This is a genomic window from Nocardia kruczakiae NBRC 101016 (assembly GCF_001612965.1).
Taxonomy (GTDB): Bacteria; Actinomycetota; Actinomycetes; order Mycobacteriales; family Mycobacteriaceae; genus Nocardia; species Nocardia kruczakiae.
Map to the genome: position 1 here is coordinate 207,400 of NZ_BDBL01000001.1, position 21,580 is coordinate 228,979.

Consider the following 21,580-nt stretch of genomic DNA (forward strand, 5'->3'; position numbering starts at 1 on the left):
ATATGTCCGCAGCACCTTCCGAATCCGCCGGCACCGGCGGTGCGGCACCCGACCGCGAACAGCGCATCGCCGCGGCCCTGCGCTCGGCCCGCGAGCGGCTGGCCGAACCCCGCCCGGCGGAACCGATCGCGATCGTCGGCATCGGCTGCCGGTTCCCCGGCGGCATCACCGATCCGGACAGCCTGTGGGATGTCGTCGCCGGCGGTGTCGACGCCACCGGCGAACAGCCCGGCGATCGATGGGATGTGCAGCGGTTCTACGATCCGGACCCGGACAAGCCCGGCACCATCTACACCACCCGCGGCGGATTCCTCGACGCAGTGGACATGTTCGACGCCGACTTCTTCGGGATCTCGCCGCGCGAAGCGCACGCGATGGATCCGCAGCAGCGGCTCCTGCTGGAGATCGCGTGGGAGGCGGTGGAGAACGCGGGCATCGCACCCCAGCGGCTGCGCGGATCCGATACCGGGCTGTTCGTCGGATTCAGCTGGCGCGACTACGACCGCGTCGCCGTCGCCGACGTCCCCGAGGCCATGAACGCCTATGCGGGACTGGGCAATACCCCGAGTATCGCGGTGGGCAGGGTGGCGTACACGCTGGATCTGCACGGACCGGTGTCGCTGGTCGACACCGCGTGCTCGTCGTCGCTGGTCGCGGTGCATCAGGCGGTGCAGAGCCTGCGCAACGGCGACTGCTCGACCGCGTTGGCCGGTGGCGTGAATCTGATCCTCTCGCCGTTCTCGACGATGTTCTGCTGCCGCATACGCGCGCTGTCGCCGGACGGCCGCTGCAAGACCTTCGATGCCTCCGCCGACGGATACGGCCGCGCCGAGGGAGCCGGTCTGGTGGTGCTCAAGCGGTTGACGCAGGCACAGCGCGACGGTGACCGGATCTACGCGGTGATCCGCGGCTCCGCGGTCAACCATGACGGCCGGACCGGCGGCCTCACCGTGCCGAGCGCCCGTGCGCAGGAGGCGGTGGTGCGGGCCGCGCTGCGGACGGCGAATGTCGAACCGGCGCAGGTGAACTACATCGAGGCGCACGGCACGGGCACCGCCCTGGGCGATCCGATCGAAATCGGCGCGCTCAATTCCGTCTTCGGCGCCGCCCGAGCGCCGCTGTGGGTCGGGTCGATCAAATCGAACTTCGGGCACGCCGAGACGGCCGCGGGGATCGCCGGCCTGATCAAGGCGGCTCTGGCCGTACAACGCGGTGTGGTGCCGCCGACCCTGCATGTGCGGGAACCGAATCCGCGCATCGATTGGGCGTCCGGCTCGGCGCGGGTGGTCACCGAGACCACACCGTGGCCGGCGGGATCGCGGATCGCGGGTGTCAGTTCGTTCGGATTCAGCGGGACCAATGCGCACGTGGTGGTCGAACAGCCGCCGGTGGCCACGGCGTCGGGCACCGCCGTGCCCACGGGACTGCTGACACTGTCGGCGCGGACCGACGACGCGTTGCGGGCGCAGTCGCGGCGATTCGCGCTGGCGTTGCGCACCGTCGAGCCCGCGCAGATCGAATCTGTGTGCGCGACAGCCAATCTCGGCCGGAATACGTTCGAGCACCGGCTCGCCGTGGTGGCCGGGAGTACGACCGCGATGGCGGCCGCCTTGGACGCCCATTCCGCCGGGCAGTGGCAGCCGGCGGTCGTGACCGGCCATGTGCCGCGCGGTCGCGCCGTGCGCACCGCCCTGCTGATCGGCCATCGCGAACCCGGTGTGGAGCCGCTCGATCGCGAGAACTACACCGGCTCCGGCGTTTTCCGCGCCGCGGTCGACGAATGCCTGGACGCGACCTCGTCCCGGGAGAGTTTCCGCACCGCCCTGTTCGCGGGGCTCGCACCCCATCAGGCGCAGCGGGTACCCGGCCTCGCGGATGCGCTGGCCTTCGTACACCGCTACGCCATCACTCGCCAGCTGCTGGCATTCGGACTGCGCCCGGCTGCCGTCCTCGGCGTCGGGGTGGGAGAGTACGTCGCCGCCGCGATCGCCGGAACTCTGGAACCCGCTGTGGCACTGCGTGCGTCGGTATCGACCGCCGCACTGCTCGGTGAGCGTGCGGTGGCACGCACCGACGACGGCGCCCTGCTCGAGGCGGTGCTGCGCGAAACCGGTGCGCGCCTGTGTGGTCAGACCGGCGACCGCTACCTGCTGGAGGCCGGTCCCGGCGGCCGCGAGCCGCTGCTGCACCGCCTGCGCGCCGCCGGTATCGCCGCCACGACCCACGCCGAACTGCGCGATCACCTGGGAACGGCCGTGCCCGACCTGGGGCAGCCGGGTGATCCCGAACTCACCGTCGTCTCCGCGCACACCGGGATGCGCCTCGGCCGGGAAGCCGCCGATCCGGCCTACTGGTCGTCCCGCCCGCTGTGGCCCGCACACCTGGACCGAGCCTTCGACACCCTGCGGGAACTCGACTGCACCGTCGTCGTCGAAGTCGCGGGGGCGACGCTGACCGACCTCGCCGGGAACCGCCTGAGCGAATCCGAGAACCGCCGGCTCACCACGGGTACCACCCGCGGCGAACTGACCCGGTGCACGGCCGGACTGTTCGCGGCCGGAGCCGTCGACGACCTCCGTGACCTGCACGGCACCGACTACCCCCGGATCACGCTGCCCACCTATCCATTCCAACGCCGCCGGTTCTGGGTGGAAGCACCCGGCGCGACCCACGGTGAACCGAGTGCGCCGGCCGCGACGGCGCTCCCTCCGCATGCCGAAACGCTCGGCGTGGACGCCCGCGACGCCGCCCGGACGGCCCCACACGACGCGGCCGGCGCGTCGCGTCCGGCCACGACCGCAACGAGCGAAGTCCGGGGAGTTGCCGCCGATTCCACCGTCCCCGCCTCGCCCGCGCGCAATGGAGCCGGTGCGACCGTGCCGGACGCGCCCGGGGCGTCAGCCGTCGAACCCGCGCGGACGGACGCGGATCTGTTCCTGCTGCGCCGCCGGGTGAGCGCGGTCGTCGTGGCGAGTATCCGGCAGGTGTTCCAGATGCCGGAGTCCGATCCCGTCGATCTGCACACCCCGCTGCAGGAACTCGGTTTCGACTCGTTGATGGCGATCGAACTGCGCACCGTCCTGGGCCGTGCCCTCGCGCTGCCGATCGAGGCGGCGTTCGCCTTCGAATTCCCCACGGCGACAGCGCAGATCACCGAACTCACCGCTCGATTGGCCGTCGCGCCGGCGATTCCGCCCGCACCGGTTGCGGAACCGGCGATGTCGGCACCGGCGGCGGCACCGACGACGACCGAGCCGGAGCACCATGACGGCGAGGCCGACCCGCGCCCCCGGCCGTTCGACATCCCCGTCAGCACGACCCGTACTCCGCTCGACGGGCTGAGCGAATCCGATCTCATCGCGCTGGCTCGCGCGGAAGTGGCCGCCCTGGAAGAGGTGCTGCGTTGACCCCGACCGCGACGAATCCGAGTGCGCTGCCCGAGGGCGGCGACAGCAGTGAGGCCTTACGCGGCGCCATCGCCGCCTTGCGTACCGCCCGTGGGGCGCTGGCGCAGCGCAGTGAGCCGGCCGCCGTGATCGGTGCGGGCTGCCGCCTGCCCGGCGGGGTCGATTCGCTGGACGGATTCGCCGAATTCCTGCGCGCGGGCGGCGACGGTGTGGTCGACATTCCGCCGGACCGCTGGGACGTCGAGCACTACTACGACGCCGATGCCGACGCACCCGGCCGATCCTTCATCGCGAAGATGGGCGCCCTCACCGATATCGGCGACTTCGATGCCGCCTTCTTCGGTATCTCACCGCGCGAGGCCGAGGCCATGGACCCGCAGCAGCGACTGCTGCTCGAGGTCACCTGGGAGGCGCTCGAACACGCCGCGGTCGCACCGGAAACCCTGCGCGAGAGCCGAACCGGCGTCTTCGTCGGCATGTGCCCCAACGATTACGGCGCCGCGGCCACCGACCCGGCGTCGATCGACATCTACTCCGCGACCGGTCTGGCGCCGTCGGTGGCGGCCGGGCGGATCGCCTATCACCTCGGACTGCAGGGTCCCGCCCTGGTCGTCGACACCGCGTGTTCGTCCGCGCTGGTGGCGTTGCATCTGGCGGTGCAGAGCCTGCGTTCGGGGGAGTGTGATCTGGCCTTGGTGGCCGGAGTCAATCTGATCGTCTCCCCGCAGTCGATGATCTCGATGTCGAAACTGCGGGCGCCCTCGCCGAGCAATCGCTGCGCACCCTTCTCCGCGGCCGCCGACGGACTGGTACGCGGTGAGGGGTGCGGTGTCGTCGTGCTGAAGCGCGAATCCGCCGCCCACGCCGCCGGCGACCGCGTCCTGGCCTCGATCGTGGCCACCGCCGTCGACCAGGACGGCCGCAGCAACGGCCTCACCGCCCCCAACGGCCGCGCCCAGGAACAGGTGCTGCGGGATGCGTTGCGTGAGGCCAAGGTGGACGCCGGACGCATCGACTACATCGAGGCGCACGGCACCGGCACCCCGCTCGGTGACCCGATCGAATTACGCGCGCTCTCGGCGGTTTTCGGTACCGAACGCGACCGTCCGCTGCTCGTCGGATCGGCCAAGGGCAACCTGGGGCATCTGGAACCGGCCGCCGGAATCGCCGGACTGCTCAAAGCCATCACGGTCGTCCGCGACCGGATCGTCCCGCCCACACTGCATTTCGACGCGCCGAATCCACTGATCGACTGGGATGCCACACCGATCGTGATCCCCGCCGACGCGCAGGAGATCCCCGGCACCGAACCGGTGTACGCGGGGGTCAGCGCATTCGGATTCAGCGGGACCAACGCGCATACGATCATCACCGCGGCCCCCGGAACCGAAATGGTTCCCGAAGAAGCCGCCGAACCGGCGCGGGAACTACTGGTCCTGCCGCTGTCGGCGGCAACCGGTCAGGCCCTGCGCGAGACGGCGCTTCGCCTGCGCGACGAATTGGCAGCCGGTACCCCCGCGCGCGACCTGTGTTTCACCGCGTCCCGCCGCGCCGCGCTCGACCATCGTGCCGTGGTGATCGGTGAAACCGCCGCCGCGCTGCAACGCGGGCTCACCGCCATCGCCGAGGACCGTGACCGCGCGGGCGTGATTCGCGGCCGCCGCGGCGAACCGGGCGCGCTGGTCTTCGTCTTCGCCGGATTCGGTGGGCACTGGCCCGGGATGGGCGCCCAGCTCATGGCCGATCATCCGGTCTTCGCGGCGGCGGTGCGGCGCTGCGCGGCCGCGTTCGAACCGCATCTGGGCATCGATATCGCGGAACTGCTCGCCGCCGGCGAATCCGATGGCGGCCGTATCGATCTCGCCCAGCCCATGTCCTTCGCCGTGCAGATCGGAGTGGCGGAGTTGCTGGCGGCGAACGGATTCCGCCCCGACGCCGTCATCGGCCACAGCGTCGGTGAGATCGCGGCCGCCCGGGTCGCGGGGGCGCTGAGCCTCGCCGACGCGGCCGCGGTCATCGTCCACCGCAACCGGGTGCTGCGCGCGATCGAGGGGACCGGCGGCATGTTGTCGGTGCCGATGAGTGTCGGCGAGCTCGAGGGATGGCTGGAACGGATCGAAGGCGAATTCGACCTCGCCGCGGTGAACGGTCCCGCGCAGGTCGTGGTCTCCGGTACGGTCGCCGATCTGGACCGGCTCGAAAAGGCCCTTGCCGCAGCGGGAGACGACCCGCGCCGGGTCAAGATCGAGTCGGCCGCGCACAGTCGCCAGCTGGATCCGCATCTGGACGCCTTCGTCGAACGGATCGCCGGTATCACCGCGATCCCGGGTGGCCGGGCCGCATTCCTGTCCACCGTCGAGTCCGACTACGTCCCCACCGGTGCGCTGACCGCCGACTACTGGGCCCGCAATCTGCGCAGCACGGTCCGACTCGACGAGACGGTCGAGCGGGTGCTCGCGGAGGGCCCGGCGACCTTCGTCGAGATCGGGCCGAATCCGGTCCTGGTCGACGGTATCCGCGCCCGCATCGACGCCTCGAACGACCGGGGCGCGGTGGCCGGTTCCCTGAAACGCAACGGCTACGCGCGCCGCGACATCCTGGAGCTGATCGCCCGGTTGTACGTGCACGGACTCCCTGTCGACTGGGCGGCTGCCGGGGTGCGCGGCCGGATCGTCGACCTGCCGTCGTATCCATGGCAGCACAAGCGGTTCTGGGCGCGCTCCGATTGGGATGTGGCCGCCGAACAGCACGGCGGCCAGGCGGTGGTCGAATCGTCCGTCAGCGGCGAACGCCTCCTGCAGCGGGTGGTCGATCCCGCCCGCTCGCCCTGGCTGCTCGACCACGCCGTGGGCGATACCCCGGTCGCCGCCGGTGCCTGGCTGGTCAACCTCGCCGCCGCGGCGCGCCTGCAGCACGGTTTCGGACCGGGATGCCATTTCGCCGATATCCGGTTCGAACGGGTGCTGACCCTGCCCGATTCCGGCCGCCGAGTTCAGGTGGTGTTGCGCGACAACGAATTTCGGATCAGTGCCCGTTCGGCCGAGTCGAGTGGCGCGGCCACGGTGTGGACCGAACACGCTCGCGGACGGATCGTCGCGGGCGAGCACCTTCCCGAGGCGCCGGGGCTGAGTACGGCACAGCGGCGCTGCCTCACCGCGCTCGACCCGCGGGATCTCTACGCGGCCTACACCCGCAACGGCACCCGCTACGGGCCCGCGTTCCGGACCGTGACCGAACTGTCGGTCGGCGACGGCGAGGCGCTCGGCCGGGTGAGCGCGGTCACCGGCGCGCGCGATCCCGAGCAGGGGGTCACGGCGGCCGCGGTGCTGGACGGATGTTTCCAGGTGGTCGGTGCCCTGGCCGGGGACGAACTGTTCCTGCCGTCCGCGATCGGCGCCCTGTCCGTCGCCGACCACATTCCGCCGCAGGTCCACGCCCATGTGCGCCGCTACTCCCGTGAAGGACGTTTGCAGACCGCCGATCTCGACATCTACGCCGACGACGGTTCCCTCGTCGCCACGGTGCGCGAGTTGACCGCGACCCGCGTCGACGGCGCGGACACCCCCGAGGCCGCCGTGCTCGCGGTCGACTGGCAGCAGCGACCGCGCACCACCGGCCGGCTCTCGGGGCGCTGGGTGGTCGTCTGCGGCGACGCGGAGGACGACGCACCGCTGGGATCCGCGACGCTGATCCGGGAGCTCGTCGCGGCGGGCGCCGAGACCACCACCGCTGCGGCCGCGCCGAGTGCCGACGAGAGCGGGCCGGAGGCCGCGACCTTCGACGAACCCGCGGACCACATCCTCTACCTCGCCGGAACCGAGGACGGCGCAACGGCATTCGCCGATCTCGCCACCCTGCTCGGTCTCGCGCGCACCCTCGTGCAGATGACCTCCGCGCCGCGCCTGTGGGTGGTCACGCGCGGCGGACAGGCGGTGGCGCAGGAATGCGTCGACCCGTGGCAGGCCAGTTTGTGGGGTTTCGGCACGGCCCTGGCCGCCGAACACCCCGAACTGCGGACCACGCTCATCGACCTGGCCGCCGATGCGGGCGTGGACGGCGACGACGCGGCCGACCTGGTCTCGGAACTCGCCGACGGCAGTGAGCGACATATCGCGCTGCGCGCCGGAATGCGCTGGGTCGCGCGCCTCGACCGGGTCCGGCTGAACCCGGATCCGCCCGTCGTCGCCGCCGGAACCCGCGGCTTCGGGGTCGATATCGATGAGCCGGGCCGATTGCAGACGCTGACGCTGCGTGGACGCGGCCTACCGCGACCGGGCCCGCGCGAGGTCGTCATCGCCGTGGCCGCGGCAGCTCTCAACTTCGCCGACGTCATGTGGGCCATGGGCTTCTTCTCCGATCTCGACGACGTGCCACTCGGATCGGAATGCGCCGGCACCGTCCTCGCCGTGGGCGCCGAGGTCGATACGGTGCGCGTGGGCGACCGAGTGGTGGCGGTGGCACTGAACAGCCTGGCCACCCATGCCGTCGCCGACGCGGCGCTGGTCCATCGGCTGCCGGAGACGTTCCCGCTCATCGACGCCGCGGCGCTGCCCACCGCCTACACCACCGCGTGCTACGCGCTCGAACATCTCGCCCGGGTGCGCCCGGGCATGCGCATCCTGATCCACTCGGGTACGGGCGGAACGGGTTCGGCGGCCATCGCGGTGGCACGGCGACACGGACTGGAGATCATCGCCACCGCGGGCACCGAGGACAAGCGCCGCTACCTGCGGGAGCTGGGCATCGAGCACGTCTTCGATTCGCGCAGTACCGAATTCGAGCAGCAGGTCCTCGACGTCACCGCCGGTGCGGGCGTGGACATCGTGCTCAACTCCCTCACCGGCGCGGCCGCCGAGGCGAGTCTGCGCACGGTCGCCGCCGACGGAATCTTCCTCGAACTCGGCAAACGCGATATCTACGGCTCGGGGCGGCTCCCGCTGGAACATTTCAAACGCCGCATCACCTACACCGCCGTCGATATGGCCGGACTGCATCGCGCGCGTCCCGCCATCTTCGCCGAACTGCTGCACCACACCCTCGACCGCGTCGTCTCCGGCGAACTGACACCGCTTCCGGTGCAGACCTATCCGATCGCCGCGGCGCCCGAGGTCTTTCGTCTCATGAGCACCGGCGCGCACACCGGGAAACTGGTGCTGGTGACCGACGACGCGGCCACCACCGACATCGTGCGCGGCGCCGCACAGGGGCTGGCCGAACCCGGCTGCGTCCTGATCACGGGCGGCCTGGGCGGGCTCGGTCTCGACCTGGCCCGCACCCTGGTCGAACGGGGCGGTGCGCAGGTCGGCCTGCTGGCCCGCCGCGATCCGAATGCCGAGGAACGCGCGATCATCGACGAACTCAATGCCGGAGGAGAACGGGTCCGGGTGGAGCGCGCCGACGTCGCCGATGCGGCCGAGGTCGGCGCCGCCGTCGCGCGGCTGCGCTCCCGGGTCGGCCCGGTGCGCGGTGTGTTCCATCTCGCGGCCGTTCTGCGCGACGCCGTACTGACCAATCAGAGCTGGGCACAGTTCGATCCGGTGTTGCGCCCGAAGGCGTTGGGAGCGTGGAATGTTCACCGCGCCGTGGCAGGCGATCCCGTCGAGTACTTCGTGATGTACTCCTCCACCGCGACGGTGCTGCCCTCGGGCGGTCAATTGAACTATGCCGCGGCCAACGCGTTTCTCGACGGCCTGGCCCACTACCGGCGCGCCCAGGGCCTGGCGGCCACCGCGGTGGCGTGGGGTCCCTTCCGCGATACCGGACTCGCCGCGCGCAGCACCGCGACGGAGGAGTATCTGGCCGGCCGCGGAATCCGCTCGCTGACACCGGCGGCGGGGTACACACTGCTGGAGACGCTGCTCGACGACGGCCGCCCGCGCGCCGCGATCATCGGTCTCGATGCCGACGCCTGGCTCGGCGCGCACCCCTTCGCCCGTGCCGTTCCGCTGTACGAACCGTTGCGCGCCATGGGTTCCGGCGCCACCTCGGCCTTGGCGGAGGAGTTGCGCCGCCTCCCGGCCGAGGAGCGCGAGGCCGCGCTGTGGGAGCTGCTGCTGAGCAGGACGGCGGCGGTTCTGCGCATCGGCACCGACGAAATCGACCCGGCCACACCGTTTCTGGAGCTCGGCATGAGTTCGTTGGCGCTGCTCGAATTCAAGAACGGCCTGTCGGCCGCCCTGGGTATCGACCTGCCCGGCGCGGTGCACTGGGAACATCCGACCGTGCGGGCGATGCACCGCTATCTGTGCGCCCGCCTACGCGAGGAGGAGTCCCGATGAGCGTCTACCTGCACGGGATCTCCTACGCGGTCGGCGCCCGCGAGCCGATCGCCGGCCTCGAACCGCTACGGGACGACCCGGCCATGCTGCGCGATATGCACGGCCTCGGCCTGTACAACTACTGCCGCGCCGAACAGACGCCGCTGCAACTGGCCGCGGAAGTGGTCGCGAGCACCCTCGACCGGATCCCGGTCGATGCCGCCGAGATCGACCTGCTGGTCTACGCGTCGTCGAGCCCCGAAACCGGCGCCCTGGCCGGTGGTGACTTCCTGCGCTTCTGTGAGCGTTTCGGTCTCACCCGTGCCACTCCGATCGGTGTCACGCTGGCCGAATGCGCGAATTTCGGTAGTGCCCTGCGCATCGCGCACAGCCTGGTCGCCGCCGGATCGGCCCGCAACGTCCTGGTGGTCACCTCCGACGCGTGCCCGGACCCGCACGCCCGCATTCTGCGCGACGCGCTCTCGGTACTGAGCGACGGCGCCGCCGCCTGCCTGATCACCTCCGCGCAACCGTCGCGGATCGAGGTGCTCGGCTCGAACCAGGGCACCAATCAGCTGATCCGCGTGGCGAAGATGCCGGCGCTGGCCGGGCTGACCAAGCGTGGCCTGTCCCGTGCGGTGGCCGATATGCTCGACCGCGCCGGCCTGGACCGCGGCGACGTGCGGCGCATCATCGCCAACAACGTCAACGAGGAGGCCGTGCGATTCATGGCCGATTCGGCCGGACTCGACCACGACCTGTGCTACCTGGACAACATCGCCGACTACGCCCACGTCCATTCGGCCGACAACCTGATCAATCTGCAGACGTATCTGGAGGACGGCGTCGCGCCGGGGGAGATCGTCATGACCATCAGCCACGGGTTCGGCACCTGGGGCGTCGCACTGTTGAGGATCGGCTGACATGCTCGCATTCGTATTCCCCGGTCAGGGCGCGCAGTTCCCCGGCATGGGCAAGGCGCTGGCCGACACCTATCCGGTCGCGCGCGAGGTGTTCGACCGTGCCGACGCGGCGATCGACTTCGGCCTGAGCGAGCTGTGCTTCGCCGGCGACCCGGCGGAGCTGGCGCGGACCGAATGCGCCCAGCCCGCGATCCTGGCCACCAGTGTGGCGGCCTATCGAGTTCTGGTGTCGGAGACCGGAATTCATCCGATGGTCGTGGCCGGGCACAGCCTCGGTGAGATCACCGCCCACGTCTGCGCCGGCGCCCTCGACGTCGAGACCGCGGTGCGCCTGGTGCGTCGCCGGGGCGCCCTGATGCAGGAAGCGGTGCCGCCGGGGGCGGGCGCGATGGTGGCGGTGATGGGTCTCGCCGCCGACGAGGTCGACCGGATCTGCACCGCCGCGGCGCAATCCGAGGTCGTCGCGGTCGCCAACTACAACGGCGCGAGTCAGCTGGTGATCTCCGGGCACACCGGCGCGGTCGGCAGGGCCCGGCAACTCGCCGAGGAGCGGGGGGCCATCACCCGTGCGCTCGACGTCAGCGCGCCGTTCCACTGTGCACTCATGGCACCGGCCGCCGCCGGGTTCCGATCCGAACTCGCCCGCGCCGAATTCACCTCGCCGCGAATTCCGGTGGTGGAGGGCGCGTCCGGGCAGTGGCGAACCGACGCCGACCCGGTCGACTCGCTGTCCGCGCAGATCTGCGCACCCGTGCGCTGGGATGTGGTGACGGCCGGACTGGCGGCGCGCGGTGTTCGATACGTGATCGAAGCCGGGCCCGGCGCACGCCTCACATCGCTGCTGCGCCGATCGGAAAAAGGCATCGGCACAGCGCATTTCGGGGAGCCGCAGGATCTCGACGCCGTGGTCGCTCTCCTCGGAGACCGGCCGTGGCTGCGGCGCGAGCCCGGGTACTGGCAGTACGGTGACCGCGGCGACCTGTACGCGCCCGGTACCTCCGAGATCGTCTGGGCCGGTGGCGACGACGCCGAGACGATGACCGACGCGGCCTGGACCACCCGTTCCGACGGCTCGCGTCTGCGCCACTACGGCCCGATGGCGGTGATCACGGCGGACAACGCGCTGCGTACCTACGATCCGGCGCTCTGGACGCCGCGTGAGGACGGGGCCTACGTGCGCCGCGACCACACCGCTGTCGAGCACCCGGCCACCGGCGGTGACAGCTTCGATCCGGCGGACTGGATCGTCGACCCGTCCGGGACCATGCGCCGCCGCGACGGCTCCCGCGTCATCTGGCCCGATGGCGACGAGTGGAGCTTCGCCGCGCCCTGAGCGCGGCCACCGTTCGTGGGTTGTCAGTGCACCCGTGAGGAATCCGGAATCAGCCGGCCTTCCTCGACCAGCACGCGTAGCGCGGCACGCCGGCGCGGGCATTCGTCGGTCCGGCAGCCTCGGTGCATCTGCATGATCTGATGGGCCTTCTGCGGGGTGAGGTCGAGCGGTTCCATCCAACAGGTGCTGAACATATCCACGGTGTAGTCGCCCTCCTCGATCCCTGCCTGCCCATCGGCCATCCCGTGCCGATGTCGGTCTGTCGAGGTTATGCCCCCACTTTCGGGGGCCGGAATGTGCCGAGCGGACCGAATATTGGTAATTTCGGACTGTGGTTGGGATCGGTACGCCGTCCGATGTGTTGCCGCACGGCAGCGTCAGTGTGCGAATGATGGTCAGTGTCGGGCTCGCGCATGGATTGGACGAACCGCTGTTATTGGCGGGTACCGGAATCGAACCCGCGGATCTGGCCGATGAACAGGTGCGAATTTGGCCGGATCAAGAATTCGCCGTCGCGCGCAATCTGATTCGCGCGCTCGGCGACCGGCCCGGTCTCGGCGTGCAGACCGCCGCGCAGGCATCCCTCGGCAAGGCCGGTCTGGTCGGCCTCGCGGCCCTGGCCAGCGCGACCATGCGCGATGTGCTGAACATCGCGGTCCGCTACCAGGATCTGGTCTCGGTGGCGGCGCGCTATCACCTGGAGGAGTCCGGCGGCGACGAGGTGGCGCTGGTTGCCGACGGCTCGGGAATACCCGCGGACCTGCGCGGATACTTCGTCGAACGCGAGGTGGCGCTGATCTTCGTCGCTGAGCGGGCGCTCGATGTGACCATCCCCGCGGTGCGCCTGGAACTGGAGCTGGGTGCCGATCGGGCCGCCGCACTGGCCGAGTTCACCTCGGTCGACAACATCCTCAGCGACTGTCCGCGGACCGCGCTGGTACTGCCGCGCTCGTTCCTGGATCTGCGCATGCCACATGCCGATTCGCATACCGCGAACCTGATCGAACGGCAGTGCCGCGAGGCGCTGCAGGTGCTGCTGGACGGCGGCTGGAAGTTGTCGACGCTGGTCCGTGAGCGCCTGCTGCGCGAACCGGGTTCGGTGCCGTCGATGGCCGAAGTAGCCGCTGAGCTGCACATCAACGTCCGGACGCTGCGCCGGCAACTCGCCGCCGAGGGCGCCAGCTTCCGCGGCCTGCTCAACACCGTGCGGGAGAGCACCGCGGCGGAGCTGCTGCGCGCCGGGTCGACGGTCGAGGATGTGGCCCGCCGGCTCGGATATGCGGAAACGGCCAATTTCACTCACGCCTTCACGCGGTGGATGGGGATGTCACCGCGGGCATACCGCCAGTCGCTGACTCGAAATCGATAGCGAATCGTGTCCTGACCCGTATTCGGATTTCGGGAATCCGTGATTTTCGGTGCCCGAAACAATGTGCGGCACCGTGTCCCGGTTAACTCGCTGCGGCATTTTCCGTCGCCCGCATTCTGCATTCGCAATATGGCGATCGAATGCCGAAGAATTGCGCTGGGCGGAGTCGCGGCCGCTCGGTGGGTCGTCGGCTGCCCGGTCCGTCGCCCCACCTTCCGTGGAGTGCGTGCTGCCCGTCATATAGTTTCCTAGTAAAATACCTGTTAACCTTCCTGTGTGTCGCATCGTGCCCCCTCCTCCCCAGCTGCCGGCTTCCGTACCACCCTGCGGATGCTGTCGCTGCGAGGCGTGTTCCGGATGCGACCGGTCGCCGACACCTGGTATCAGGCGGCGCTGTGCGCGGTGATCGCCATCGGCGGGCCGGAGGTCGTGCTGCTGGCCACCGGGCAGGTGCAGCTGGCCTTCTACACCAGCGCAGGCGGTCTGTGCGCCCTGTACGGGCACGGCCTGCCGTATGCCGCCCGCGGCCGCACGCTGGCCTGGGTGGTGCTCGGAATGTTCGCCGGCACAGCGGTCGCGTTGACCGCGTCGGCGCTGATCGACTCCGCGGCGGTGCGGGTGCTGGTGATCGCGGTGCTCGCCGGGCTGTACAAGCTGGTCTGTGATGCCGCCCGGATGGGCCCGCCCGGCAACATCATCTTCACCTTCGTGGTCTCCAGCGCGGCCTTCATCCCGCAGCGCACTGAGCAACTCCCCGGCCACCTCGCCCTGATCCTGCTGGGCGGCGTCCTGGCGTGGTGTGTGTGTATGGCCCCGGCGCTGGTACGCCCGCACGGGCCGCAGCGGCTGGCTGTGGCGCGCGCCCTCGAATCCACCGCTCGGCTGCTGCGGGTACCGCTCGACGATGCCGGAGTGCCGCGTGCCCGGCACGATGCCGCGGTCGCCGTGCAGGCCGGATGGACCGCGCTGGCCCGGGTGCCCGCGACCGCCCGCACCGCGGCACAACGCACCGCGCTGGCCGGTCTGCTGGCCCGCGCCGAAACCCTCGCCGCCACAACCCGGCCCGCCGACTCCGAGTTGTCCCGGTATCCCTCCGATGCCGGAAGTGCCGGGGCGGAAACGGATTTCACGGCAACACGGGAGCGAACCCGAATCGACGCCGAAACCCTCGAGCAGTACGCCCGCACCCTGCGCCGCGGCCGTGACATCCCCCGGATCCATTGCGCCGCAGCCGAAGAATCCGAGATCCGCGGTATCGGCCTCGGGCGAACCGACGGCGTCCGCGGTGCGGCGCTGCGGCGGGTGGGCCATGCCTTCCTGCCCGGCGCCGCCGGACTGCCGCTCGCCGCCCGCGTCACCCTCGGTTCCGCGGCCGCGGGCTGGATCTCGTTGGCGCTGGGCGTGAATCGCCCGTACTGGGCGGTGATGACCGCCGCCGTTCTGATCGTCGCCAACACCGCGCTGTCGTGGCAGCGTACTGTGCAACGCGTGCTGGGCAATCTGGTAGGTGTCGCGCTGTTCACGGCGGTGGCGCCGTGGGCGCACAGCGCCGTCGCACTGGTGGTGATGGCTCTGATCTGTCAGGTGATCGTCGAGGCCACCATCTCCCGGAACTATTGGGTCGCTTCGGTGTTCATCACACCGATGGCCCTGGCGATGGTGGAGTTCGCCACTCCGCGTCCGGCCTCCGAACTCGGACTCGATCGCTGGCTCGACACCTGCGTGGGCGCGGTGATCGCCGTCCTGATCTGTTTCGCCGTGCCCAATCGCCGGGTCACCGACCGGGTTGCGGCGGCGCTGGGCGAACTCGATGCCGCGATCGCCCGCGCCCGCCGGGCGGTGGACTCCGGTACCGGTGGCCCCGGCGACCGGGCTCGGCTCGCGGCCGCCCTGATCGAGGTCCGAAACTGCGCCGACACCGCCGCGGGGGAGTGGTGGAGTGCGCCGCTTCCCGACGAACGCATCGTCGCCGCGGAACGTACCGGACATCAGCTGCTGGATCGGTTGCCGGTCCGGACCCTCGCGGCGGTGTCGTGATGACCGCGCGGACTCCGGCCGCAACGCGCGGCGCCGTCGCCGCGACCGCCGACGATGCCGTCGCCGAGGTGATGCGGCAGTGGGCGCAGGCCGCGCCCGAGCTCGATCTGAGTCCGATCGCGGTGATCGGCCGCATCACCCGCTGTGCGGCGCTGCTGCAACAGGTCGCCGACGCACCGCTCGGCGACGAGGACCTGGCGCGACCGGAATTCGACATTCTGCTGGCACTGCGGCGCGTCGGCGGTGAACTCACGCCGGGCCGGCTGGCACGCGAAACGTTCGCCTCGCCCGCGGCTGTGACCAAACGGCTGCGGGGGCTGGAAGAGCGCGGGCTCGTCGGCCGGCGGGCCGATACCCGCGACCGGCGGGTCTCCCATATCGCGCTGAGTGCGGAAGGCCGTGCGCTGATCGATCGGCTGATGCCGCGCCAGCTGGCCTATGAGGCGGGATTGCTGTCCGGACTACCGGACGAGGACCAGCGCGAACTCGCCCGCATCCTGGCCGATGTGCTGGTGCGGTGGGAAGGGCGGTTCGGCGGCTTGCCCCGCTGACGCGCGCGGCGGCTCGGTCGGCGCGGACGCCCGCATCCGGTCGTGCGAGAAGCGGACCGGATGCGGGTGGATTCGCCTGCGAATCAGCCGTTTCCGACGGCCGAGAGCGGGCGGATCAGGGGAATGCCGTCGGATGCGACGGGTACCGGGACACCGGCGAGTTTGTCGATCGCCGCGTAGTAGGCGGATTCGTATCCGGCGCCCAATTGGTCGACGGAGAACTTCTCCACCACCCGGCGCCGGCAGGCGGCCGGGTCGATCTCGTCGGCCGCGGCGATGGCCGCGGGCAGTTCGGCGGGATCGTCGCAGATGATGCCCGTGACCCCGTGGTCGACGACTTCTTCGACCGCGCCGCCACGCAGAGCCACCACCGGGGTGCCGCAGGCCATCGCCTCGATCATCACGATGCCGAACGGCTCCTCCCAGCGGATCGGGAACAGCAGGCAGCGCGCCGAGGCGAGCAGTAGCCGTTTCGCGATCTGATCGGCCTCACCGAAGACGAAATCGGTGTCGCGCAGCAGCGGCCGCACCGCGTTTTCGAAGTAGGCCTTCTCCGGGGGCTCGTTCATCTTCGCCGCCAGCACCAGCGGGATCCCCGCCTCGTGTGCGGCGTGCAGGGCCAGATCGGGACCCTTGTACGGGGCGTAGCGCCCCAAGAACAGGCCGAAGTCCTGTTTGCGGGTCTGGAATGGCCATTCGGCCGGGCGGACCGTGTTGTAGACGCGGCCGACCCAGTTGAGATTCTCCGCGAGTGAGCGCTGCCGATCGCTGATCGCGACGAACTGCGCGGTATCGGTCAGCGAGCTGTAGTACTCCTGCGCTTCCCCGTCGACCGGACCGTGCACGGTGACGACGGTCGGAATGCCGAGGGCGGTGTACATCGGAGCGTTCAGCGGCCCCGCGAAGGTGTGGTCATGGACGACATCGATCCGTTCGGTCTGCGCCAGTTCGGTGATGATGCGCCGAACCTTGAGCGCGTTGAGCACCTCCGGGAACGGATCGCCGAGGCGATCGGCGAGGATGTCGTCCCACACCCGGATGAACCGAGCGGTAGTCCCGGAGCGGCCGGCGCCCAGCAGTGTCACCCGGTGCCCGCGTGCTACCAGTGCGTCCGCCAGTTGAGCCACCACGGCTTCGACGCCGCCGTAACCGGCAGGCGGCACTTCGAAGTACGGCGGTGCGACCATCACGATGTGCAAGGGCGCGCCGGAACCGTGGAGCCGGTAGATCAAGGATTCCGAGTCCGCCAGTGAAGCGTCCTCCAACGAGGCCGAGTACGCCGAATCCGGGTAGTGCAGGGAGTCGTCGTACTCGACGGGACTGGAGCCGGACGGACCCGAGGAATCCGAGCCTGACGGGTTACTGCTCATGGTACTGCCTCCTCAACGTGTGAAGCTGCGACCAAGCATGGCGAGAGACCAGAAACCACCAGGCGTCTCTCGGGAACTACGGTTTCCCTCATCGGGCGGGCCGGAGCGACCCGGTGGGTGATGTACCCAGCAGACGTCACGGTAACCCCTCGACAGTAAATTGTCCGGGAATGCCTGGTAGAACACGAAATTTGTGCGATCCGACCTGGTCGGGCGGGCGGGATTGCCGAGCGGTAGGACATCGCGGCGGACCGTGTCGCCGCCCCTGCCGGGGTGTCCGGGGTCGTCGGCGGGCCTCGGTCGCACCGCCCTCGGAGGCCCGGGCGCGCATATATATAAGGCATAGATAGATCGACGAATCGAAATCTCGACAATTCGGGCAATCTAGACAAATTGCAATTACGACGCGCCGATGATTTTACCGTTTCACGGCAGTGTATTGACCGTTGATTTACCATTGCCGCGCCGCTGCGAGCGGCGTCCGAATGTTCCGGAAAACGCCCTCATTTGCAGGTCGTACGGCGTAGAAGACGATAGCCCGTCGATGACTGAGCCTATTCAGCCGGAGTGTCCGGCGCAAAATTCAAGATCAAGTATATGAAGATCAAAAATGTTGCTACGCAAGAAGGTTGGTCTGTGTAAGCTGACCTCGATCACGACCTACTACGAGGTGGGATGGCGGCGATGGTGGTGTCGCAGTGAGTATCGACAAACTCCGGCTGCGCCGTGCGAGCTACATGGTAGCCGCATTCGGTGTGCTGGCTTTGGTGGTGACCGGTCCGCTGGATCGGTTGATGTTGGGTGTTTTCATCTGTATCGGGCTGGGGCTGGGATGGCTGAACGCGCAATTGACATTGCGATCGGTCACCGGCATCACCCGCTCGGAATCGCCGAATAAGCAGGCGCTGGCCTTGTCGACGGCCGCGCGGCTGATCATCGTCACCGTGCTGGCGATCATCGTGGCGTTCCTGACGCGCCCGAACGGTGTGGGCATCTTCTTCGGACTCGCGTTGTTCCAGGTGATCCTCGTCTTGCATACCGTCGTGCCCGAGTGGAGAGGGCTCCGTCAGCAGTCATGAGCAGCACTATCGCGACGATGATCCTGGCCGATGAAGAGCCGAAGATCGAAGTAGGTCACCACGCCACCACCGAACTCTGGGGATTGACGTTCAACGTCGACACCATCCTCTCGACGGCGGTCGCCGCGGTGATCGTCATCGCCTTGGCTCTCTTCCTTCGCATGAAGATCACCTCGGGCGTCCCGAACGGCGTCCAGTTGTTCTTCGAAACCGTCACCGTGCAGATGCGCGGGCAGGTGGAGTCCGCGATCGGTATGCGTATCGCGCCCTTCGTATTGCCGTTGGCGGTAACGCTTTTCACCTTCATCCTGCTGTCGAACTGGATATCGGTGCTGCCGATGCAGTACGGCCGCGGCGAATTCATCTTCCCGCCGGCCTCCGATGTCAATTTCGTCTACGCCCTGGCATTGTTCGTCTTCGTCTTCTACCACGCCGCGGGTGTCAGACGCCGCGGTCCGGTGACGCATGTGAAACAGTTGCTGAAGGGCCACACGGGGTGGGGGCCGATGGTGTTGATCAACATCATCGAAGAGATCGCCAAGCCGTTGTCGCTGTCGCTGCGATTGTTCGGAAATATGTTCGCCGGCGGCGTCATGGTCGCGGTGATCGCACTGTTCCCGTACTGGATCGCGTGGGGCCCCAACGCCATTTGGAAGTTGTTCGACTTGTTCGTCGGCGCCATTCAGGCGTTCATCTTCGCGCTTTTGACCGTCCTCTACTTCAGCCAATCCATGACGCTGGAGCACGAAAACCACTGAACGGCAGTCCCGATCGGCCCCACCGATCGGTCAACGTTGGAGAACAGGAAGAGAAAATGGCAGCAGATCCAGCAATCGTCCAGGGTGCCCTCATCGGCGGTGGCCTCATCATGGCCGGTGGCGCCATCGGCGCGGGTATCGGCGACGGTCTGGCCGGTTCGGCACTGATCAACGGCGTCACCCGGCAGCCCGAGGCCGAGGGCCGGTTGCGCGGTAACTTCTTCCTGACCGTCGGTCTGGTCGAGGCCGCGTACTTCATCAACCTCGCGTTCATGGCGCTGTTCGTATTCGCAACTCCCGGTAAGTAATCGGCGAGATGTCCGCGCGAACCGATGTGGTGGCCGAGGGGAACTTCCTCATCCCCAACGGCACCTTCTTCGTCGAGCTGATCATTTTTCTGATCGTGCTCGGAGTCATCTGGTTCTTCGTCGTTCCGCCGATCCGCAAGGTGCTGACCGAACGCGAGGAGCGGGTGGAGGCGACCGCCGCCAACGCCAAAGAGGCGAAACAGGTCTTCGCCGACGCCCAGGCGAAATATGAGACGGCGCTGGAACAGGCCCGTACCGAGGCGGCCGACATCCGCAACGAGGCACGGGCCCAGGGCCGGGCGATCATGGACGACCTGCGGACGCAGGCACAGCAGGAGGTCGACGGCATCGTCGCCGAATCCGCTGCCCATCTGCGCGCCGAGGCCGACCGCGTCAAGTCCGAGCTGCGACTCGAGGTCGAGCCGCTGGCCCAATCGCTCGCCGATCAGGTGATCGGTGACAGTCGCCACGCCGGCACCGCCGGTCGTAGGAGGGGCAGGGATTCGTAATGATTCACACCAGCGGCGGTGTGCTTGCCGCAGGCGGATACCAGATCACCTTCGACTGGCCGGTCTTCTTCAGTCAGCTGTTCGGCTTCGCCGTCATCATCTACATCATCTGGAAATGGGTCGTCCCGCCGGTGAAGAGGTTGATGGCCAAGAGTCAGGACGCGATCGCCAAGCAGCTCACCGAAAGCGATCACGCCGCACAGCAGTTGGAGGAGGCCAAGCGCTCCTACGCGAACGCCCTCACCGAAGCGCACACCGAGCTCGAGCAGATTCGCGCCGACGCGCGCGCCGACGCCGAGTACATCGTGGCGCAGATGCGAGAAGCGGCCGCGGCGGAGGTCGAACGGGTGCGACGGCAGGGCCGCGATCAGGTCGCCCAGCTGCGTCGCCAGATGGTGCGCGATCTGGAAACGGATCTGGCGGCCGCGATGCTGGCGATCACCGAGGAAAAGGTGCGCGACCAGGTGGCAACCCCCGAGGCGAAGTCGGACAGTATCGAACGGTTCCTCGAGGACCTGGAGATCCTGGCGAACTCGTCGTCGGTCAAACGGCAGGCCCAACCGGGCTGGAACTGAACATCCTGTGCGGGTAGCCGGTGGACCACGGTCCACCGGCTACCCGTTTCATACGGAGACGCCGTCGGCCGGGATCAGCGCGTCGGCGAGGGCCGTGAGGGTGGGCGAGCAGCCGGAATCGATACGGACGGTGGCCGATTCGTCACCTCGCGTGGCGCCGCGGTTCACGATCACGACCGGCTTACCGGATTTCACGGCGCGGCGGACGAATCGCAGCCCCGACATGACCGTCAGCGAGGAACCCGCGACCACCATCGCATCGGCCGCGTCGACCATCGAGAACGCCTCGGCCACACGATCTTTCGGGACGTTCTCGCCGAAGTAGACGATATCGGGCTTCAACATCCCGCCACAGTCGTCACAGTCGACCATGCGGAAACTGTCGGTCTCGCGGACCACGGCATCGGCGTCCGGCGCCACCTCGATACCCGTCGCCGTCGCCAGTTCGGCGAAGCCGGGATTGGCCGCCTCCAGCCGGTCGGCGAGCGTCATGCGCGAGATCAGGCCGTGGCACGACAGACAGCGCACCCGCGCATAGGTGCCGTGCAGATCGATGACGGCGCGGTGCCCGGCCTTGGTGTGCAGCAGGTCCACGTTCTGCGTGATCAGCCCGCCGACGACGCCGGCACGTTCGAGCCGGGCCAGCGCGCGGTGGCCGAGATTGGGCCGCGCGGCGTCCATCCGCCGCCAGCCGACGTGATTGCGCGCCCAGTAGCGCTGCCGGAACACCGGATCACCGACGAACTGCTGATAGGTCATCGGATTGCGGGGCGGCGAATCCGGCCCGCGATAGTCGGGGATACCGCTGTCGGTGGACATGCCGGCCCCGGTCAGGACCACGATTCGCCGGCCCGCCAGCACCTCCACCGCACGATCGAGGCCGGTTGTCGTCGGCAGGGTCGCGAGCTCGGGCATGAATCCAGGTTACGAGCCCGGACGCGATGTTCTCCCAAGGCTTGTTCGATGACCACCATGATCGTGCCGATCAGCGCCGCACCACCGCCGTCACCGAGGCCGGAGCTGTCGGATAGGTAGTCGCCGAGCGCGGGTCGCGGCGAGCCGGGGCTCGTCCTCGACCATCAGCACACGCATCACCTCAGACGC

Annotated in this window: 15 protein-coding genes; 12 read left to right on the forward strand and 3 right to left on the reverse strand. The window is 69.0% G+C overall.

From position 1 onward, the window contains the following. Positions 1 to 2: 2 nt before the first annotated feature. From NK1_RS00515 to fabD, 4 genes are read left to right on the forward strand one after another with little or no spacing between them, the layout of a single operon-like run. Positions 3 to 3,407: a type I polyketide synthase gene (locus tag NK1_RS00515; RefSeq protein WP_063006660.1), complete on the forward strand. Its 3,405-nt coding sequence runs from the start codon at positions 3 to 5 to the stop codon at positions 3,405 to 3,407. After that, on the forward strand, positions 3,404 to 9,685 hold the full coding sequence (locus NK1_RS00520; RefSeq protein WP_063006661.1) for a type I polyketide synthase: 6,282 nt from the start codon (positions 3,404 to 3,406) through the stop codon (positions 9,683 to 9,685). The genes NK1_RS00515 and NK1_RS00520 overlap by 4 nt, the downstream gene beginning before the upstream one ends. After that, positions 9,682 to 10,587: a 3-oxoacyl-[acyl-carrier-protein] synthase III C-terminal domain-containing protein gene (locus tag NK1_RS00525; RefSeq protein WP_063006662.1), complete on the forward strand. Its 906-nt coding sequence runs from the start codon at positions 9,682 to 9,684 to the stop codon at positions 10,585 to 10,587. The genes NK1_RS00520 and NK1_RS00525 overlap by 4 nt, the downstream gene beginning before the upstream one ends. A gap of 1 nt (position 10,588) precedes the next feature. Then, positions 10,589 to 11,920 (forward strand): ACP S-malonyltransferase, encoded by a 1,332-nt coding sequence (gene fabD / locus NK1_RS33205; protein WP_063905866.1) that lies wholly within the window; start codon positions 10,589 to 10,591, stop codon positions 11,918 to 11,920. 23 nt (positions 11,921 to 11,943) lie between these two features. On the opposite strand, the gene NK1_RS00535 is transcribed toward fabD, so the two are convergent. Beyond that, the gene (locus NK1_RS00535) at positions 11,944 to 12,162 is read right to left on the reverse strand and encodes a hypothetical protein (protein ID WP_036505435.1); all 219 of its coding nucleotides are present in this window, start codon (positions 12,160 to 12,162) and stop codon (positions 11,944 to 11,946) included. A gap of 89 nt (positions 12,163 to 12,251) precedes the next feature. Here NK1_RS00535 and NK1_RS00540 point away from each other — a divergent pair, with 89 nt between their 5' ends. The 3 genes from NK1_RS00540 to NK1_RS00550 all read left to right on the forward strand — a co-directional run bounded on the left by NK1_RS00540 (position 12,252) and on the right by NK1_RS00550 (position 15,877). Further along, complete coding sequence (locus tag NK1_RS00540) at positions 12,252 to 13,289, forward strand: AraC family transcriptional regulator (protein ID WP_157104018.1); 1,038 nt, start codon at positions 12,252 to 12,254, stop codon at positions 13,287 to 13,289. A 276-nt stretch (positions 13,290 to 13,565) separates the two neighbouring features. Next, positions 13,566 to 15,326 (forward strand): FUSC family protein, encoded by a 1,761-nt coding sequence (locus NK1_RS00545; RefSeq protein WP_218023032.1) that lies wholly within the window; start codon positions 13,566 to 13,568, stop codon positions 15,324 to 15,326. After that, complete coding sequence (locus NK1_RS00550) at positions 15,326 to 15,877, forward strand: MarR family winged helix-turn-helix transcriptional regulator (RefSeq protein WP_063006665.1); 552 nt, start codon at positions 15,326 to 15,328, stop codon at positions 15,875 to 15,877. The genes NK1_RS00545 and NK1_RS00550 overlap by 1 nt, the downstream gene beginning before the upstream one ends. 83 nt (positions 15,878 to 15,960) lie before the next feature. Here NK1_RS00550 and NK1_RS00555 read toward each other — a convergent pair whose 3' ends face one another. Next, the gene (locus NK1_RS00555; protein ID WP_084460491.1) at positions 15,961 to 17,064 is read right to left on the reverse strand and encodes a glycosyltransferase family 4 protein; all 1,104 of its coding nucleotides are present in this window, start codon (positions 17,062 to 17,064) and stop codon (positions 15,961 to 15,963) included. 881 nt (positions 17,065 to 17,945) lie between these two features. On the opposite strand from NK1_RS00555, the gene NK1_RS00560 reads away from it, so the two are divergent. The 5 genes from NK1_RS00560 to NK1_RS00580 are packed head-to-tail and all read left to right on the forward strand — an operon-like array spanning position 17,946 to position 20,476. Beyond that, positions 17,946 to 18,326 (forward strand): ATP synthase subunit I, encoded by a 381-nt coding sequence (locus tag NK1_RS00560; protein WP_030515130.1) that lies wholly within the window; start codon positions 17,946 to 17,948, stop codon positions 18,324 to 18,326. Continuing rightward, positions 18,323 to 19,084 (forward strand): F0F1 ATP synthase subunit A, encoded by a 762-nt coding sequence (gene atpB, locus NK1_RS00565; protein WP_174372335.1) that lies wholly within the window; start codon positions 18,323 to 18,325, stop codon positions 19,082 to 19,084. The genes NK1_RS00560 and atpB overlap by 4 nt, the downstream gene beginning before the upstream one ends. Before the next feature lie 56 nt (positions 19,085 to 19,140). Next, positions 19,141 to 19,392, forward strand: coding sequence for a F0F1 ATP synthase subunit C (locus NK1_RS00570; protein WP_025352811.1), 252 nt, complete (start codon positions 19,141 to 19,143; stop codon positions 19,390 to 19,392). An 8-nt stretch (positions 19,393 to 19,400) separates the two neighbouring features. After that, positions 19,401 to 19,901, forward strand: coding sequence for a F0F1 ATP synthase subunit B (locus NK1_RS00575; protein WP_036505341.1), 501 nt, complete (start codon positions 19,401 to 19,403; stop codon positions 19,899 to 19,901). Further along, positions 19,901 to 20,476 (forward strand): F0F1 ATP synthase subunit B family protein, encoded by a 576-nt coding sequence (locus NK1_RS00580; protein WP_063006666.1) that lies wholly within the window; start codon positions 19,901 to 19,903, stop codon positions 20,474 to 20,476. The genes NK1_RS00575 and NK1_RS00580 overlap by 1 nt, the downstream gene beginning before the upstream one ends. Positions 20,477 to 20,524: 48 nt before the next feature. Here NK1_RS00580 and NK1_RS00585 read toward each other — a convergent pair whose 3' ends face one another. Next, positions 20,525 to 21,391 carry an NAD-dependent protein deacetylase gene (locus NK1_RS00585; RefSeq protein ID WP_063006667.1) on the reverse strand — a complete coding sequence of 289 codons (867 nt, stop codon included), beginning with the start codon at positions 21,389 to 21,391 and terminating at the stop codon, positions 20,525 to 20,527. Positions 21,392 to 21,580 lie beyond the last annotated feature (189 nt).